Below are 16,550 nucleotides of genomic sequence, written 5' to 3'. Positions count from 1 at the left end.
TCAAAATTTTCAAGTGGCAAGACTCCCCCTAAAACCCTTTGTCAGCCGCAAATTCGCGCATAGAAAAAGCCACCCGCTCATCCACATTTTTATTGAGCATATCCTCATCCAGCTCCTCAATAAACTTAAGGCGCCGTCGCAGACCGACGCCATTGGCTACCTGGATGGCGAGGCCGGGACGAGCATTAGCTTCCAAGAGAAGCGGGCCCCGCGCACGGTCCAGGACAATATCGCAACCCAGGTAACCTAGATCAGTCATTTCATAGCAACTTGCCGCCAAACGCACCAGATCATACCAACCCGGTACTTTTAACTGATCGAAATGCACCTCGGTATCCGGGTGACGATTAATCCGTAGACCCCGCTGCACAGCGTGACAGCTATTTCCGGTAGCCAGGTCGATGCCAACTCCAACAGCCCCCTGGTGCAAATTGGCCTTACCATCGGAGTCGTGAGTGGAGCAACGCAGCATCGCCATCACCGGAAACCCACGGAATACAATCACACGGATATCCGGCACGCCTTCAAAGGAGTAGCTTTGGAAGACCGGATCGAAATCCACCAGAGACTCCACCATTACCCGGTCGGGCTTGCCGCCGAGACTGTATAGGCCGCTGTGGATATTATTAACGTGGCGCAAAATATCCAATGCTTCGATTTCCGAGCCGGAAATTTTCTTGTATTTGTCACCATTGCGCCCCGCAATCACCAGGATGCCTTTGCCCCCGGATCCACGTGCCGGCTTAATCACAAACTGCCAAAGGGGGTCAATCACTTCCATAACCCGCTTGCGACTGGCAGGAGTCTCAAAGGCCTCAATCAGTTCAGGCACAGGGATTCCCGCCTTTTTTGCGGCGTGCTTGGTATTCAGTTTGTCATCAACGATGGGATATTTTTTACGGTCGTTGTAACGCGCGATGTAATTAATATTACGCGCATTCATACCGAGCACACCGATATCGTTCAAGGTCAGCGGTGAAACTACACCACCGCGTACCTTATTGATCATATGCTTGAACGAAAAGTGAAGCATAACAACCTCCTACCTGACCAGAGGCCGAAAGCGCATCAGTTCGCTGAGGCGATAACCGGTGTAATTACCTATAACCAGAATAAAGCCCAACAGCACCAATAACAGTTCAGGGAAGTTGAATGTCCAGTGCTCAACATATCGATTGGTCATCACCCACCAGGCCAGCACTGCCACCAGCAGGCTGCCACCGGCCTGGACAATCACCTCATAGGGGCCGTCTTCCTCCCACACGATTGACATACGCTCGATGGTCCAGGCCAGAATAATCATTGGGAAGAAAGTGACTGTCAGCGCCTGCTCGATACCGAGCTTGAAACTAACCACACTGATCATTCCCATTATGAGCACCACCGTTACCACTACGGCGGCGATCCTCGACACCAATAACAAGTTGAGCCGGCTTAAATAGAAACGCACCCATAATCCCAGCACCAGGATAAGCACAAAGATGGAGAGTCCGGTAATCAGCTGGGTCTCGATAAAGGCAATCGCCAGCAGCACCGGCATAAAGGTACCGGAGGTGCGCAACCCTACAAATACTCGCAGTAGCACCACTACCAGGGCTCCTACGGGTACCAGCAGAATCAGTTTGAAAATACTCTGTTGTTCAATGGGCAGGCTGTAGATAGAGAAATCAACCAGGGCCTCTTTATCCTGGCTGGTACTGCGCATGGAAACATCTCGTGCGGGTACATCATTGGCAATCACCGAAAAAGTCACTTGAGAATTACGCCCACCCTCCAGGTCCAGCAGGCTCTTGCCGCCACGCTGCCAAATAAAAAAGTTTTCCGGCACACCGGGCATGCCACTGTTGGGCTCAAACACGATCCAACGCCTGCCATCGTAGACTTCTAGAAGGTCCTCGGGTGTCAGCCGGCGCCGGTCATCTTCAAGATAGAGACCGCGAATTCGATGGGCGGGAATATCAGCAGTAGCCAGCATCAATAGAGCTACATCTACCAGGGAGCTATCAGCATAATGACGAAAGACCAGGTTGCGATCCTGGTTGCCGTCATCATTCAGCTCAAACAGCAGCTGGGTGGTAAAAGATTCCACATCGGAGGAGCGCTCACGGGCCTGCTGTACCAAAGAATTGATAGCCAGGCGCACGGCCTCTTGCTCTCGCGCACCGAGGAAGGGTTTCTGCACTTCGGTACTGAGATTCAGGGGCTGTTCAAGGGCAGCGCCGGGAGTCTGATAAACATCCAACTGGTAAAATAGGGACTGGGCCCCTTCTGCCGAGCGGCGTGTCCAGATTGCCCGGTACTCATCGTTTTCACGGGCAATGTAAAAGCCAAAACCTGAAGAGCTGAATGTCTCCCCAAGAATTTCCATATTGCGCTGCTCACGGGGCAGTGTAAGGGCTGCCTTGACAGGCCCACCCTCCGCATCAAAGCCCACTTTGGCCTCAATGGTCCAAACGGTGCGGTATTCGCCCGGCAGTAGTGGAAAACCTAATTCGAAGTGTTTGTATGCGGTAAGACCCGCTCCGATCAATGCGAGCAATGCCGCAATGACATAAACTTGGACACGCGGCGACATTCGCCCTTCCCCGTAAATCTACGGTTCCAATCGGAACCTAACTTTCAACTCGGCCTATTTGCCCCCGGATATTTGGGGTGGGCCCTGAACATTGCGACGGCTCACATCGACAACTGCGGCGTCTTTGAGGAAATTGCGTCCCAGCAGCATCAAAACATCAGTGCCGCCCTCGTCTGTCAGGCTGACCTCAACCATATGGGTGATACTCCCCACGGTGAGGTTCATTTCCACCACCGGACGCCGCTGGCTGGGAAAACCGAGCCGTGTAGCGCGGATATGCCGCTTGACCGGCAATTCCACAGACACGGGCCTGGCCTTGCCATCACCATCGGCCCTGGTCAGCTGGATTCTGATCCAGTCTTCGCCGTCTCGCTCGAAGCGGGTCAGCGCCTGGGCGCGCAAAGTGGAGGTCGGTGAACCTGTATCGACAATGGATTCTATTACCAGGCCAGAGGGCTCAACGGAGACTTGTTCCACTGCTCCGAGCACCAATTTGTCCTTGGCAACGGGCACTTCGACTACTTTTTCAACGCTTCGTTCGATAACCTTCTCAACAACCCTGACTTCCGGTTCGGCACAAATCACTTCCACGGGCTCAGGGCACTGTACCAATTCACCCTGCGGCTCTGTCTGCTGTGTTCCCACTGATGCCGGTTGAGTGCGCTCCTTACCGGGATACAATACAGATTGGCAGCCCGCCAAAAGCTGGACCGCCACCAATAACCACAGAAGGGAAAATTTCTGCATCCTAACGATTACCTCTAGCCCCATTAGCATTTCAATCCGACCATACCGTCTCAGCAGCGTTCACGGTAAAACGTGGGAAAATTCCTCCCCACGCCAAGCAAAAAGTCGATATTAGCCTATGACAGAGCCAAGTGAACAGGGATCTCCATCCAGCCGGGCTATGCAAGCGCCACAATGTGACATGCGCCAGATCTTTGCAATCCAAATAGGGACAACAGACAGTCAGCATCAGAAAGACATGGAGGAATGGAAGTGGCGACACCCGGCAGGCAGAGATGGGTATCGCTCCTACTTGTATCAGCCAAGCCGTAAGCGCTGGTCTATCTGCTCAAGGATTACTATCAGCTCTTCGGCACCACCGCGGGTCTTGAAAAACTCCTCCGCAATGGGGGCAATACTGCACTCCCGGGGAAGCGGCATTTCCTGCTCAATCATCACCCGCATGCGCGGTAAGAAGATAAATTGCAACCACTGGGGCAGAGTCAGGGTATCAACACAAAATGGCTCCGAACTGGCCAGTGCCTCCGCCGGCGGCGGCTCACTTTGCCACAACTCCATGCGGCGCAGCTCCGCCTCAAGAATCAATAATTGATCGGCAACTTCAGAATAAATAGCTTGCATATCATCCAATACCAGAGCTGCTCAATTTGCGCAGCAATAAGATTCACGCACCCCGCACACACTGACAGAGAAAGTCGGAGTACTTATAAGAGATTACTCGATTCGGCGACTGAAGGGCGGTAGTGAGTTAAGTATTGCCTGACCGTAGCGCCGGGTAACTACTCGCCGATCCAGCAGAGTGACAGTACCGCTATCCCCCTCAGCCCGCAGTAGGCGACCACAGGCCTGAACCAGCTTCAAGGCCGCATCGGGCACAGTAATCTGCATAAAGGGGTTACCACCCTTGGCCTCAATCCATTCTGCCAGTGCAGCCTCAATTGGGTCATCCGGCACGGCAAAAGGCAACTTGGCAATCACTACATGGCGACAGTAGTCACCGGGAAGGTCAACCCCCTCGGCAAAACTGGCGAGCCCGAACAGAACGCTGTTGCCTCCTCCATCGATTATTTCTCGGTGGCTATCCAGCAACTGTTGGCGGGACTTCTGCCCCTGCATCAGTATGCGATTGCGCCAGGTGCCTGGCAGCGACTCGTAAACAGTTTCCATCTGCCTGCGAGAGGAAAACAGCACCAGAGAACCACCACTGCCATTGAGTAGTTCCGGCAAGGCATCAATCACCGCATCTGTATGGCGGTCTGCATTGCCTGCATCCACTGCGCTGGCAGGAACCTGCAAAGTAGCCCGAGAGAAATCAAAGGGACTAGGTACCACTTGGTAACTGGCATTGTCCGGGGTACCTGCTCGCATGCGCAAACGGTCAAACTTACCCAATGCGGTCAGCGTGGCTGAGGTAAGCACCGCACCGTAACAACGTCGCCACAGGCTGTACTCCAGAGCTTTACCCGCGAGTATCGGTGAGCTGCACACCTCAAAATCAGTAGAGCCACCCCAGTCCACCAGGGTTACCCACCGCGCCTGCGGCAAGGCACCGCCAGTATCGGGGCGGGCATAATTGGCCCAGAGCTGCAGGTTGGCTTCGGCACGGCCATACCAGCTGCCCAATTGTGGATACCAGCGCTCCAAGTCCACAATCGGCACAGGTGAATGTGCATCTTCCAGCATTCTCTGGGCTGTTTGCAGCATTTTATTGAACAAGCTCTCCAGCTCGTCGAAATCCTCGCGCAATTTTTCTGCAAGCTGTGCCATGGTCTCCGGCACCACACCGCCCTCAAAACGGTGGCGGGTGGTGTTACCGCGTTCATCCTCAAATTCGCACAACTCCTCAATCAAGGGCCACATCTGCTCAAGGCCCTGTTTGGCCGAGGTCAGTACCGCTGGCAGCTGTTCACCGCAGCGATCCAATTCCGCACCATCACCAATTTCCCCCAGCATTTGCCCCAGTACTTTATTGACCTGGTCCAGCCAACCAGTGGAGGCACCAACCCGGCTGTGGTGGGAAAAATGATTTAGTGCTTTATCTGGTAAGTGGTGGGCCTCATCGAGTACATAAATTGTCTCTTCCGGCGGCGGCAATATAGCGCCCCCCCCCAGAGCCAGGTCTGCCAACAACAAGTCATGATTGGCCACGATTACCTGGGTCTTGCCCAAATTCTCTCGAGCGCGAAAGAAGCTGCAGTTAGTTACATGAGGGCATCGACGGCCACTGCACTGACGGTGGTCTGTAGTCACCCGGCTCCAGTCATCGGCTTCAATCGCATCTGCCCAGTTATCACGATCACCATCCCAGCTGCCGGCTGCCAGGCTGTCGGTCATCTTCTGGTAGAGGGCAATGCTCTCCGCTTCCACTTGGGGTAACTCGTCTTCATAGAGGCCGAGGGAAATACCGGTGCCACTTGCGGAGAAACTGGAAAGTAGTTGGTCCAGCTTAGACAGGCATAGGTAACGACCTCGCCCCTTTGCCAGACTGTATTCAAACTTCAGACCACTATGGCGAGCAACTTCAGGCAGATCCTTGTAGATAATCTGCTCTTGCAGAGCCACAGTGGCAGTAGAAATCACCAGGGTCTTTTCCTGGGCCTGAGCCAGAGGGATAGCTGAGAGGAGATAGGACACTGTCTTGCCCGTACCTGTACCAGCCTCAACCACACAAATATGCTCACCATCGCTCTTTTCCACATCGCGTTCGCCGCTGGCATTCTGGCTTATAGCCCCAAGCGTACGGGCGATGGCCGCCACCATTAGCTTCTGCCCGTAACGGGCCTTAAGCCCACGGCTGGACAGGAATTGGCTATAGGCGGCCTGGATGGCGGTTTTGTGTTTGTCGTTGAGCACAGGAAGTGGAATCTATTCGCTAGTGAGTGGCGCAAGGGGCGCTATTATCCACTATGCACACTCTCGCCACCACTCCACCCAACCAGTGATTATTCAAATGCCAGACGGGATACCACCGGATTGGCATAGGCCTGGATAGCTTTGTCGCGCCAGCGCTCATCAACTTTGGCCATACGCGTCTTGAACTTCTCTCGGGTTTCCTCGTAATCCCTGGGATCCCATGGCTTTGATGGGTAACCCACCGGCAAGCCACATACATCACCATAAAGCATCTCATAGGCGATTAAATTGGTGGGGTGCAGGACATAGTTGCCCACAATCTGGCGGTCAATCTCTTCAGCCAGGCTGTTTACATCGTCGAAGTCTCCTTCGATCGGGGTGCCAAAAGCGGTATGAACGCGCCCCTTCTGGCCAATAACCCCCTTACCGATGGAGGCAAGGTCTTCATTCTTGGCCTTTTTATACTCTTCCTTGTGCTCAGTGACGTAAAGTTCTTTGGCCTTCTGGCCATCACAGGGATCCCATTCGTAAGAGATGGACAACGGCACAATGTGCAGCTTCTTCCAGAACTCGGCAAAAGGCGTATCCCGATCCTTGGTCATTGCAAACATGGCTGCGAGGGCCGGATTGGTGCGATCCAACCCATCCTTGGCACGGCCCGAGCGCTGTGCAATCCACACATGCTCGTTTTCGTTGACGATAGAGTAATAAATGTAATTGGATAGCTGGCTCGCCGCTGCCAGCTTCTCGCGACGGCTGCCGGAACTGCGCTTGACCGTAAAGCACTTATTGAGCTTCATAATGTCACTGGCAAACTGCTTGCTGAGCAGGTTATCGCCAATAGCGATTCGAGAGGTCTCATGCCCTTCCTTATACATGGACACAATCGCAAAGGCAGGGTCCATGGCAATATCCCGGTGATTGCTCACAAATAGGCAGGCGCGATCCCTGGGCAGAGTATCCAACCCAGAGATAGTCAAGCCAGAGGTGGTACGGCTCACCACCTTGTCAATGTATTTATCCACAATCGCTTGCACGCCGCGCACATCGTGTACATTGCGGAATTCAAAGCGTAGAAATTGACGTACCAACCAAGCCAGCGGACCTTCAAGGCGCGCCAACTTAGGAATCAGGAAATGCGCTACGGCATGGGACATTTCTGGATCGGCAATCAACCGGTCCAGTACAGTGCGCACCTCATCATCGCGATAGGGGCGCATATCCTCGAATTGAGCGGGGTCTAACTCACTTGCTCTCATGAAATCACTACCTGCCGGACCTGCTAACTTCAAGTGGCCCTGGCTCATTTTATTGTGCGGCTAAGGCTAGCCGGGATAAGAAATCGGCGCAGAACATACCGGAAGCCTCGCCGAACTGCTAGCACCTCTCCCAACCAGATACCTGATGAGAGTGATGAAAGCATGCTTAGACGGGTCAGTCAGTGAAAAGGTCCTCCTGTTCAGTTCTCTATTCAAAGTAGACTTCACCGCCCCAAGCCGAGAGAATAGGAGGATCAACCGTCGCCGACGGCAAAAACAACGATAACGAAAACGGCACTAGCCACGCAGTCAAGCAGGAGTTCACCTTGTCTCAAGCCAGCCCCAATAATGAACCGCGCAAGCCCAGCCTGCTGGATGCGCTGATCCCACTAGGGATCCTGATCGCCCTGTTATCCCTGTCTGTTTATTTCTACGGTGCCGATTCCTCCTACGGCCCGAACCAGATTGCGTTGCTGTTATGCGCCTGTGTGGTCGCCCTGATGGGTATGAAGAATGGTCACAGCTGGAGCGATATGGAAGGCGGCATGCTGCACGGCATCGGCCTGGTCTTTGGCGCTATTCTAATTCTACTGGCAGTGGGCGCCTTGATCGGCAGCTGGATACTGGCCGGCACTGTACCCTCTATGATCTTTTACGGCGTACAGATTCTCTCCCCCCAATGGTTCTATGCCGCCAGTTGTATTATCTGTGCCGTCGTAGGCCTCAGTATTGGCTCCAGCTGGACTACCGCCGGCACCCTGGGCGTAGCTCTGATGGGGATCGCTGGCGCCCTCGGTCTGTCCCTGGAAGTTACCGCTGGCGCAGTGATTTCAGGCGCCTATTTTGGCGACAAGATGTCCCCCCTCTCCGACACCACCAATGTGGCCGCAGCGGTAACGTCAAATGACCTGTTTCAGCATATCCGCCACATGATGTCCACCGCTATCCCGGCTTTCGCAATCGCCCTGATCGCTTTTGCTTTCCTCGGCTTCACCTCTGAAGCCAGCAGTGCCTCCGCCAGTGATATCGAATCGTTGTTAGCCGCACTAAAAAGCGAATTTAAGATCTCGCTTATCAGCTTATTACCCCTCGTATTGCTGTTGGCCATGGCCTGGCGCAAAGTCCCAGCCTTCCCTACCCTGATCATCGGCTCCCTGGTTGGCTGTGCGATTGCCCTGATTTTTGAACCTGAAGCCGCACGCCGCCTGGGCGGTGGAGAGGGTGCCCTGGCAGCCCTTAAAGGCGCCTGGTACAGCTTGTTCGACGGCTACAAGTCCACTTCCAGTAATGAAAACGTGGCCGCACTGCTATCGAAGGGCGGTATGAGTAGCATGCTTAATACCGTGTGGTTGATCACCTCCGCCATGGCTTTCGGTGGAGCCATGGAGCGCGCAGGCTTCCTGCAAGTGATTGTCACTGGCGTCTTATCACTCGTTAAAACTGTCGGCGGCCTAGTGACCTCCACCGTACTCACCTGTTTTGGCATGAACTTAGCTGCTGGCGATCAATATATGGCGATTATTATTCCTGGCCGTATGTTCCGCGAAGCTTTCAAGGAAAAGGGGTTACACGGGCTAAACCTGTCACGCACCTTAGAGGATTCAGGCACCATCACTTCCGTATTGATTCCGTGGAATACCTGTGGCGCTTTTATGGCCGCAACTCTCGGTATTGGAACCTGGAATTATTTGCCCTACGCCCTGTTCAATATCATCTGCCCGCTGCTGGCAATTGCATACGGCTGGTTGCACTTTAAGCAAAAACCCATCTCTATTGCAGCCACTGCGTCCTAAGGAAGTAGATAAGTCACCCATGAGTGAAAGCGGTACCCTGAGCAGCCTTATCGAAGAGGCTAACTTTAAATTGCGCTGGTTCGACCTGGGCCGGCGCCTGCAGTCTATATCCAAATCCACAGCCGAAGCCTTTGAAGCGGGTCAAAAGCCCTGGCCTTCCCCCTACTTGCGCCAGGCTTGGACCGGGCTTTTACTGCAACCCGCCGAAGGCGGCGAGCCAGCGGTATGGTTCCTGCGTTTTCCTCTCGATGAGCAGGGTAAATTACAGTTACAGGCTCGCGATGGTCTACTGCGTGCGCTGGCACAGGAATTAAGGGGGCCTGCCGCTGAATCCGCAGCGCAGCTGGATCAATTGCTACAACAGAGCGGCCTTCTCTATACCCCTTCTACCGAGCGACAGGCTGCATTTCATGCCCATACCGCGTTGCTGTTGAAACACAAGCCCAGCGCTCATTATGAAACGATACTCAGTTACTTCCGCAACCCGCAGGAGTGCCGCTGGGACAACCTGGCACTGCAGGGCATTGCTGACCTTGCCGCTCACTGGGAAAGTGAAAAGGCGCTTCTTATGCGCCAAATTTCAGAGATAGCTGCGCCAGTATTTGTCAGCTTGTGCCACTGCCTGGAAAACGAAACTATCGACCATCAACTGGCAGAAGCCATCATCACTCGAGCCAATACATTACTCGCCGATAGTACGCCTGACTTTAATGTGGTTTGCGCCGCCGCACGCGGTATCTCAAACTCGCCAGCTAAAGGGCTGCGCCAGTCGTTCCTACAAAAACTGCTGCAATCCTCTAACGCGGCTAGGAACAAAGAAGTACTCGCAGCAATTGGCAGTCGCTGCGCACTTGATCTGGAGAACCCAGAACTGGCCAAGCTCTGGCTCACCCACTTGGCGCACACTGGAGATCAAAGCACATTTAACCTGTTACTATCGGACTTAATGTTCATTCCCCAGATACGAAACTCCCTGCTAATCGCATTACGTGACCCTGCACGTGAAGAAACCCTTGCTCAGACCTTTGGTAATTTTCTTCATGGGCCCAAACCCACTCATTGATTCAAATACGGCGGTTTTATAATTTTAAAGCTGCCATATCTCAACCAATTCACTAAATGAACCAATAAAAAGCTCTTCCCAACCTCTAACAGAGTGACTCACTCTGAAGACTTGTTGTAAATTTCCAGCAATTCCCACTGCTTCATCCTCCTTTAACAACCACCCTTTCATCATTTATTTCCCGCCACTTTTCCCCAAACCCTCAAAATAAAATTAAAAAACCATCTAAAATTAATCTCTCTTTTGAGTAAGTTTTCCAACTTGGAAGAAGCAAAAAAAATAAATACACCCCGTTAATTTAAACACGCCCTAAACTGGCAAAAAACTCGCTTTTTAAAGCACAAAACACAATAAATTGGCACGACTTTTTTCCAGACTTTAATCTTGGCAGCTATTTAATCCCTGCGCCTATTACACTCAACTAGGCGGTATCTTTGTAGAGAGCATTTTACAAAGCTGACCAACAGGTGACGTTTTATTGGCTATGCTAATGTCTACATCAACGGAAAGGAGTTAGGGGATGAATTTCACTCCAGCCAAGTACTTAATCGGAATTATCAGTGCACTGGTTCTAGCAGGTTGCTGTAGCCCTCCGGCACCTCCAGCTTACTGCCCTCCTGGCGCTGAACAAATTCCTCTTTCAATGGCCTGCCCCGCAGATGCTGACTGCTGGATGGCTTCGGATAGAGTACGCTGCATGAAAGTGGTGAAGTAAAATCACTTTCAAGCAGAACCAGCGTGGTGATTCATACTAAATGAGGTTTTGACCAAATCGGAGCTGACAGACACCTACTCTGAAAAGCTTTATTTAGTATGAATCACCACCAAATGCCGCTTTTACGAGCGGCATTTGTCTTTTGAGCAGTTCATTCTTACCGGAAACTATCCACTGTAATACACTGTAACGCTTCGAGCGCCAGCCAACAGACTGGAATGCGTTAGCATTACCCGCTTTTTTCAATCATGCACCATAAGCTTGTGTGATATTCGCAATAAGAAACCGCTCACAAGAGAGTTAATCAGCAATCACCATGACAAGTGAAACTTTGGCATTCAGCCGAGCCGCAGCAATTCAACAATTGCAGTCTCATTTTAAACAACATAAATGGTCCCTGCGTGAGCTGTTCGCTACCGATACGCAACGTACAAAAAACTTTAGCTGTGAAGCCGCAGGTATTTACCTGGATTTTAGTAAGAATCACCTACGCAAGGATACCTTCCAGTTATTACTCGATTACGCCGAAGAGCAGAATCTAGGCAATCAGATCTCAGCACTCCTTAGCGGCGCCAATGTCAATAATACTGAACACCGCCCGGCCCTACATACTGCCCTGCGCTTCCAGGGTGAACCACAAAATGATCACGAACGCGCAGTGGCTGACTGCCGCACACAGATGAGGCAATTTGCCAAAAATATCCACAACCAAAGTTGGCTAGGATTCAGCGGAAAACCAATTCGCCATATTGTTAATATCGGTATTGGTGGGTCTGACCTTGGTCCACGCATGGTAGTGGAGGCACTTAGCCCATGGTATAAGGAAGATTTCCAGATTCACTTTGTAGCAAATGTGGATGGTGCTGATCTCAGTGATACCCTTCAGGGTCTTAACCCTGAGGAAACCCTGTTTATCGTCGCCTCCAAATCTTTTTCCACCTTGGAAACCCGCGAGAACGCTCTCTCTGCGCGCCGCTGGATAGTAGCTGCTGGCTGTGATGAAGAGAAACTTGCTCAACATTTCGTTGCCGTAAGCAGCAATATTGTTGCGGCACAGGACTTCGGCATCGCCCCTGAGAATATATTCCCAATGTGGAACTGGGTGGGTGGCCGCTATTCCCTGTGGTCCGCCATTGGCCTGCCGATCGTTCTAGCCTGCGGTTATGAAGTTTACGAGCAGCTGCTGCAAGGCGCTCACTCTATGGACCAGCATTTCGCCAATACCTCTCTGCAGGATAACCTGCCAGTGATAATGGCCCTTATTCAATTCTGGTATCGGCAGTGCTGGAATACCAGCAGCCAGGTTGTTCTGCCCTACGCTCAACGTTTGGCAAAATTCCCAGCCTGGTTGCAGCAGTTAGACATGGAAAGCCTGGGTAAAAGCGTAAATAAAAATGGTCAAGCGCTGGACTATCCGAGCGGCAGTGTAATCTGGGGTACCGAAGGCACTAATGGCCAACACTCTTTTCACCAGCTGCTACACCAAGGTACCGACCTGATCCCCGCGGATTTTATTGCGGTGAAAGAGCCAACTTCTAAATTACATGAACAGCACCGTTGGCTACTGGCATGTTGCATCAGCCAGAGCCAGGCTTTGTTGCGTGGTAAATCCCTGCATGAAGCGCGCCAGGAACTTGAAGAGGCCGGCTATACCCATCGCGAAGCCCATGCACTGGCCCCACATAAAGTAATCCCAGGTAACCGCCCAAGTAATACCTTGATCCTTGATAGGCTGGACCCTCATCACTTAGGGGCTCTGCTGGCGCTGTACGAACATAAAGTTTATGTGGGCGGCTGCTTGCTCAGTATCAATCCGTTCGATCAATGGGGTGTGGAACTTGGCAAACAGCTGAGTTCAAAAATTCATAAGGCGGCCGATAGCGAAGTACCGGAAGATTGGGATAGTTCCACCCGTATTCTGATGGAAAAACTACTGTAGAAAATCCTAAGGCAGAAAGGTATTACTCAACAAAAAAGGCCGCGGTTATAATGCGGCCTTTTTAATTTATCTTAGCTTTTACACAGTTAATTTCCTTATTCCTCTCACACCTGTTCTTATAAAAATAATAACACTCCTAAAAGCAAACGGCCCCAGATTTAGGAACCACCAGCCTGTGAACCTCGCTTAAGAAGCGGCTCAATCAAATCAAGCGGCAGCGGAAATACCAATGTTGAGCTGTTATTGGCTCCGGCAATATCAATCATAGTTTGCATATAACGCAAGGTAATTGCATTTGCATTTTTGGAAAGTTGATCAGCCGCCTCAGTGAGCTTCAAAGCCGCCTGGGCTTCACCCTCTGCGTGAATAACTTTGGCGCGCCGCGCCCGCTCAGCTTCGGCCTGCTGAGCTATAGCTCGAACCATACTCTCATCGAGATCGATATGCTTAATTTCAACATTGGTTACCTTTACCCCCCAGGCATCCGTTTGCTCATCCAAAATATTTTGTATATCCACATTAAGCTTATCGCGTTCAGAAAGCATCTCATCCAATTCGTGTTTACCTAGCACAGAGCGAAGAGTAGTCTGGGATAACTGGCTTACTGCCTCGTGGTAAAACTCTACATTGATAATTGCAGACTGTGGGTTGATTACGCGGTAATAAACCACTGCATTAACTTTCACTGAGACATTATCCCGGCTGATAACATCCTGCGTGGGTACATCCATTACCACGGTGCGTAAATCCACACGCTCCATAGTCTGGATGATGGGGATAATAATGATCAGGCCTGGGCCTTTAACTGTTTGGAAACGCCCGAGAAAAAATACCACCGCGCGCTCATATTCTCGCAGGATGCGGATGGCATACATCAGCAGCAGCACTACCGCGAGCACTAGTAGACCAATAAAATAACTGACCATTTTCCTCTCTCCCTGTTCTCACCACCTGAAATCTGCAAGCATGCAAGTACGCTCACAGGTTGATAAATTCAAAACAATTAACCAGGCTCTACATATAAAAGTAAACCGTGCTGTGCGATTACCCGTACACGTTGCCCCGGCTCCAATGGTGTCTCACATTGGGCCTTCCAGATCTCTCCATCGAGGTGCACCAGCACCTCCGTTTCTGTGACATCACTAACTACCGCGGAGCGCCCTACAAGGGCTTGGTCAGCTGGCACCCGCGGCGTACGCAAGCTTCGGCCGATAGCCAGGAAAAATGTCAACAAAAAGAGCCCGCTTACTCCGGCAATTGCGCCAATCAGCTTTCTCGAGACCTGCATGCCGGGAACATCGGTATCAATCAACATTACCGAGCCAATCACCAACGCAATAATCCCGCCAATACCCAAAGCGCCAAAGCTGGGCATAAATACTTCCGCAACAATCAGCAGTGCGCCAACAATAATAAGGGCCAGGCCTGCATAATTAATTGGCAAGACCTGTAATGCGTAAAATGCCAATAATAAACAGATAACTCCGACAATTCCGGGTACAAAGGCTCCGGGGCTATAGCCTTCAAATATCAAGCCATAAATGCCAATAAGCAGAAGAATATAGGCGACCTGCGGATTGGTAATCAGCGCCAGTAATTCATTGCGCCAATCCGGCTCATAATTTTCTATGGGTAGTTGCGCAATTTCTGTTGATAGAGTGATCTCGCCGGAGTCAAGGGAGACCTTGCGCCCTGCAATCTGCTTTAACAGGTCTTGATCATTTTTGGCAACAATATCCACCACATTCATTTCAAGTGCTTCCGAAGCCGTCAGAGTTGCCGCTTCGCGCACCGCCTTTTCTGCCCAATCCGCATTGCGCCCATGGCGCTGAGCGAGTCCCCGGATAAATGCGACCGAATCATTAACCACCTTACGTTCCATCGCAGTACCGGATAGAGGCTTCTCCTCTTTTTCCTCTTCGCTTTTCTCGTCACCTTCTTCCTTTTCTTTTTCCTCTTTTTTTTCATTCTCTTGGGGCTTACCTCCCGGAGTGGGTGTTCCTGGCGGGCCCCCTATTTGTACCGGTGTAGCGGCGCCAAGGGTGGTAGCTGGAGCCATGGCTGCTATTTGGCTGGCATAGAGGATATAAGTACCGGCGCTGGCCGCACGGGCGCCAGATGGGTAGACATAAGTTGCAATTGGAATTGGGGAAGAAAGGATGTGCTGGATAATATCGCGCGAAGCGGCATCAAGGCCGCCGGGGGTGTCGATGTGCAAAATAATTAATTCTGCACCCCGCTCTCCCGCTTCCTCTGTGGCACGCTTAAAATAATCGGTAGTAGCCGGGCCAATGGCGCCATCGATGGTTAAAAGTGCCACATGGGGAAAAGCGCCTTCTTGCGCGGCACTTTTACAAATTAATACGGAAAAAAACAGCGCCAGAAAAGCGACGCTGCGAGAGAAAACCGCAGGCGAAATCTGATTCAACATGCACCTTTCCCTGATGCGATTGCAGAGGCACCCGGACCAGATAGATCAATACTGGCCGGGCTAACTCAATCAGATTAACAGAAAAAAGCGGCGCTATCTGAAAACGGAACCAATCAGCATTAAACCGGGTTGCGGCGACTGTGCCAGTTCACCTCACGGGCGTACTTGTCCACTTGGTTTTCCACCCCCAATAACAGAGCAAACAATGCCATACGAACCAGCAGGCCATTATCTGTCTGGCGGAAAATTGCCAGGCTCGGGTGCTCATTTAGGTCCGTATCCAGCTCATTGGCTTCCGCGCGGGAATCCCGGGGCAGCGGATGCATAATCACCGTATTTGGTTGGGCGTTACGGGTGAAAATTTCACGATTTAGACGGAAGCGACCGCGATAAAGGTTGGCCTCTTCCTGGGAGGCGAAACGCTCCTCTTGGATGCGGGTGGAATAGACAATATCCACATCGGTAATAGAGGTTTCCAGCTGATCGGTGACCGTCACATCATGCCCTATGGTACGGAGCTTCTCTACCACCCCTTCCGGCATAGCCAGCTCCGGTGGAGATACCAGTACCACCTGCACCTTGCCAAACAGACACAACAGCTTGCATAGCGAATGTACGGTGCGCCCGTGCTTGAGATCACCAATCATAGCGATACGGAAATCGTCCAAAGTGCGACCATGGGCGGCCAGCTCCTTACGGATGGTATAGAGATCCAGCAGCGCCTGGGTGGGGTGCTCATTGGCACCGTCACCACCATTGACCACCGGCACGCGGCTCGCCGCGGCAAATTCTGCCACAGAGCCCTCCTGTGGGTGACGCATGCAAATCACATCACTGTAACCAGAGAGCACTCTCGCCGTATCGTAGAGGGACTCCCCCTTTGCCATGGCACTGGCGGTAATTCCAACGGTTTCACGCACGGTACCACCCAGAAGGTTAAAAGCCGCGCCAAAGCTGAGTCGAGTGCGGGTGCTCGGCTCCATAAACATATTGCCGAGAATCGCCCCCTCCAACACGCGCGTTACTTTTTCGCGACGGGCATAGGGGGTCATGGCGTCGGCCACATCGAACACGCGCTCTATGTCGGCACGCTCGAACTGGCTGACGGACAGAATATTGGCTCCGATAAAGTCCATGGTTACTCCAGTGGTTGCGCCTTGTGGGCGCCAGGTGTT

At 52.0% G+C, this 16,550-nt stretch carries 14 protein-coding genes; 4 read left to right on the top strand and 10 right to left on the bottom strand.

Going from position 1 to position 16,550, the window contains the following annotated elements:
• Positions 1-28: 28 nt before the first annotated feature.
• The 6 genes from ACJJI7_RS11605 to ACJJI7_RS11580 all read right to left on the bottom strand — a co-directional run bounded on the left by ACJJI7_RS11605 (position 29) and on the right by ACJJI7_RS11580 (position 7,434).
• A complete protein-coding gene (locus tag ACJJI7_RS11605) occupies positions 29-1,033 on the bottom strand; it encodes an alpha-L-glutamate ligase-like protein (protein ID WP_020412155.1) in 1,005 nt (334 codons plus the stop codon).
• Positions 1,034-1,042: 9 nt separating this feature from the next.
• Entirely contained in the window at positions 1,043-2,575 is a 1,533-nt protein-coding gene (locus ACJJI7_RS11600; RefSeq protein ID WP_020412154.1) for an inactive transglutaminase family protein, read from the bottom strand.
• A 54-nt stretch (positions 2,576-2,629) separates the two neighbouring features.
• Positions 2,630-3,322, bottom strand: a complete 693-nt coding sequence (locus ACJJI7_RS11595; RefSeq protein ID WP_020412153.1) for an ATP-dependent zinc protease family protein — start codon at positions 3,320-3,322, stop codon at positions 2,630-2,632.
• Positions 3,323-3,619: 297 nt separating this feature from the next.
• Positions 3,620-3,943, bottom strand: coding sequence for a YqcC family protein (locus ACJJI7_RS11590; protein WP_282951472.1), 324 nt, complete (start codon positions 3,941-3,943; stop codon positions 3,620-3,622).
• Between the two features lie 93 nt (positions 3,944-4,036).
• Entirely contained in the window at positions 4,037-6,175 is a 2,139-nt protein-coding gene (gene dinG / locus ACJJI7_RS11585; RefSeq protein WP_020412151.1) for an ATP-dependent DNA helicase DinG, read from the bottom strand.
• A gap of 89 nt (positions 6,176-6,264) precedes the next feature.
• The gene (locus tag ACJJI7_RS11580; RefSeq protein WP_282951473.1) at positions 6,265-7,434 is read right to left on the bottom strand and encodes a 1-acyl-sn-glycerol-3-phosphate acyltransferase; all 1,170 of its coding nucleotides are present in this window, start codon (positions 7,432-7,434) and stop codon (positions 6,265-6,267) included.
• 326 nt (positions 7,435-7,760) lie between these two features.
• On the opposite strand from ACJJI7_RS11580, the gene nhaC reads away from it, so the two are divergent.
• Together nhaC and ACJJI7_RS11570 are read left to right on the top strand one after the other, a co-directional pair.
• Complete coding sequence (nhaC, locus tag ACJJI7_RS11575) at positions 7,761-9,227, top strand: Na+/H+ antiporter NhaC (protein ID WP_444902107.1); 1,467 nt, start codon at positions 7,761-7,763, stop codon at positions 9,225-9,227.
• Positions 9,228-9,246: 19 nt separating this feature from the next.
• Positions 9,247-10,290, top strand: coding sequence for a DUF3549 family protein (locus tag ACJJI7_RS11570; RefSeq protein ID WP_444902108.1), 1,044 nt, complete (start codon positions 9,247-9,249; stop codon positions 10,288-10,290).
• A 24-nt stretch (positions 10,291-10,314) separates the two neighbouring features.
• Here ACJJI7_RS11570 and ACJJI7_RS11565 read toward each other — a convergent pair whose 3' ends face one another.
• Positions 10,315-10,464, bottom strand: coding sequence for a hypothetical protein (locus tag ACJJI7_RS11565; protein WP_020412147.1), 150 nt, complete (start codon positions 10,462-10,464; stop codon positions 10,315-10,317).
• A gap of 346 nt (positions 10,465-10,810) precedes the next feature.
• Between ACJJI7_RS11565 and ACJJI7_RS11560 the strand changes: the two genes are divergently transcribed.
• Positions 10,811-11,005, top strand: a complete 195-nt coding sequence (locus ACJJI7_RS11560) for a hypothetical protein (RefSeq protein ID WP_157533369.1) — start codon at positions 10,811-10,813, stop codon at positions 11,003-11,005.
• Between the two features lie 316 nt (positions 11,006-11,321).
• A complete protein-coding gene (gene pgi / locus ACJJI7_RS11555; protein ID WP_444902109.1) occupies positions 11,322-12,944 on the top strand; it encodes a glucose-6-phosphate isomerase in 1,623 nt (540 codons plus the stop codon).
• A gap of 158 nt (positions 12,945-13,102) precedes the next feature.
• Here pgi and ACJJI7_RS11550 read toward each other — a convergent pair whose 3' ends face one another.
• The 3 genes from ACJJI7_RS11550 to ACJJI7_RS11540 all read right to left on the bottom strand — a co-directional run bounded on the left by ACJJI7_RS11550 (position 13,103) and on the right by ACJJI7_RS11540 (position 16,511).
• Positions 13,103-13,870: a slipin family protein gene (locus ACJJI7_RS11550; protein ID WP_020412145.1), complete on the bottom strand. Its 768-nt coding sequence runs from the start codon at positions 13,868-13,870 to the stop codon at positions 13,103-13,105.
• A 77-nt stretch (positions 13,871-13,947) separates the two neighbouring features.
• A complete protein-coding gene (locus ACJJI7_RS11545) occupies positions 13,948-15,375 on the bottom strand; it encodes an NfeD family protein (RefSeq protein ID WP_020412144.1) in 1,428 nt (475 codons plus the stop codon).
• Positions 15,376-15,494: 119 nt separating this feature from the next.
• The gene (locus tag ACJJI7_RS11540) at positions 15,495-16,511 is read right to left on the bottom strand and encodes an aspartate carbamoyltransferase (RefSeq protein ID WP_444902110.1); all 1,017 of its coding nucleotides are present in this window, start codon (positions 16,509-16,511) and stop codon (positions 15,495-15,497) included.
• Positions 16,512-16,550 lie beyond the last annotated feature (39 nt).

Source organism: Microbulbifer variabilis (assembly GCF_056232115.1).
Note: the sequence above shows the minus strand (reverse complement) of the source record. Positions and strands in the feature narration are given on the sequence as shown.

Coding starts and splice junctions, on each gene's coding strand:
- ACJJI7_RS11560 (WP_157533369.1), top strand. CDS start 10,811: ATGAATTTCACTCCAGCCAAGTACTTAATCGGAATTATCAGTGCACTG.
- ACJJI7_RS11605 (WP_020412155.1), bottom strand. CDS start 1,033: ATGCTTCACTTTTCGTTCAAGCATATGATCAATAAGGTACGCGGTGGT.
- ACJJI7_RS11540 (WP_444902110.1), bottom strand. CDS start 16,511: ATGGACTTTATCGGAGCCAATATTCTGTCCGTCAGCCAGTTCGAGCGT.
- ACJJI7_RS11580 (WP_282951473.1), bottom strand. CDS start 7,434: ATGAGAGCAAGTGAGTTAGACCCCGCTCAATTCGAGGATATGCGCCCC.
- ACJJI7_RS11565 (WP_020412147.1), bottom strand. CDS start 10,464: ATGATGAAAGGGTGGTTGTTAAAGGAGGATGAAGCAGTGGGAATTGCT.
- ACJJI7_RS11545 (WP_020412144.1), bottom strand. CDS start 15,375: ATGTTGAATCAGATTTCGCCTGCGGTTTTCTCTCGCAGCGTCGCTTTT.
- ACJJI7_RS11590 (WP_282951472.1), bottom strand. CDS start 3,943: ATGCAAGCTATTTATTCTGAAGTTGCCGATCAATTATTGATTCTTGAG.
- ACJJI7_RS11600 (WP_020412154.1), bottom strand. CDS start 2,575: ATGTCGCCGCGTGTCCAAGTTTATGTCATTGCGGCATTGCTCGCATTG.
- pgi (WP_444902109.1), top strand. CDS start 11,322: ATGACAAGTGAAACTTTGGCATTCAGCCGAGCCGCAGCAATTCAACAA.
- ACJJI7_RS11550 (WP_020412145.1), bottom strand. CDS start 13,870: ATGGTCAGTTATTTTATTGGTCTACTAGTGCTCGCGGTAGTGCTGCTG.
- ACJJI7_RS11570 (WP_444902108.1), top strand. CDS start 9,247: ATGAGTGAAAGCGGTACCCTGAGCAGCCTTATCGAAGAGGCTAACTTT.
- ACJJI7_RS11595 (WP_020412153.1), bottom strand. CDS start 3,322: ATGCAGAAATTTTCCCTTCTGTGGTTATTGGTGGCGGTCCAGCTTTTG.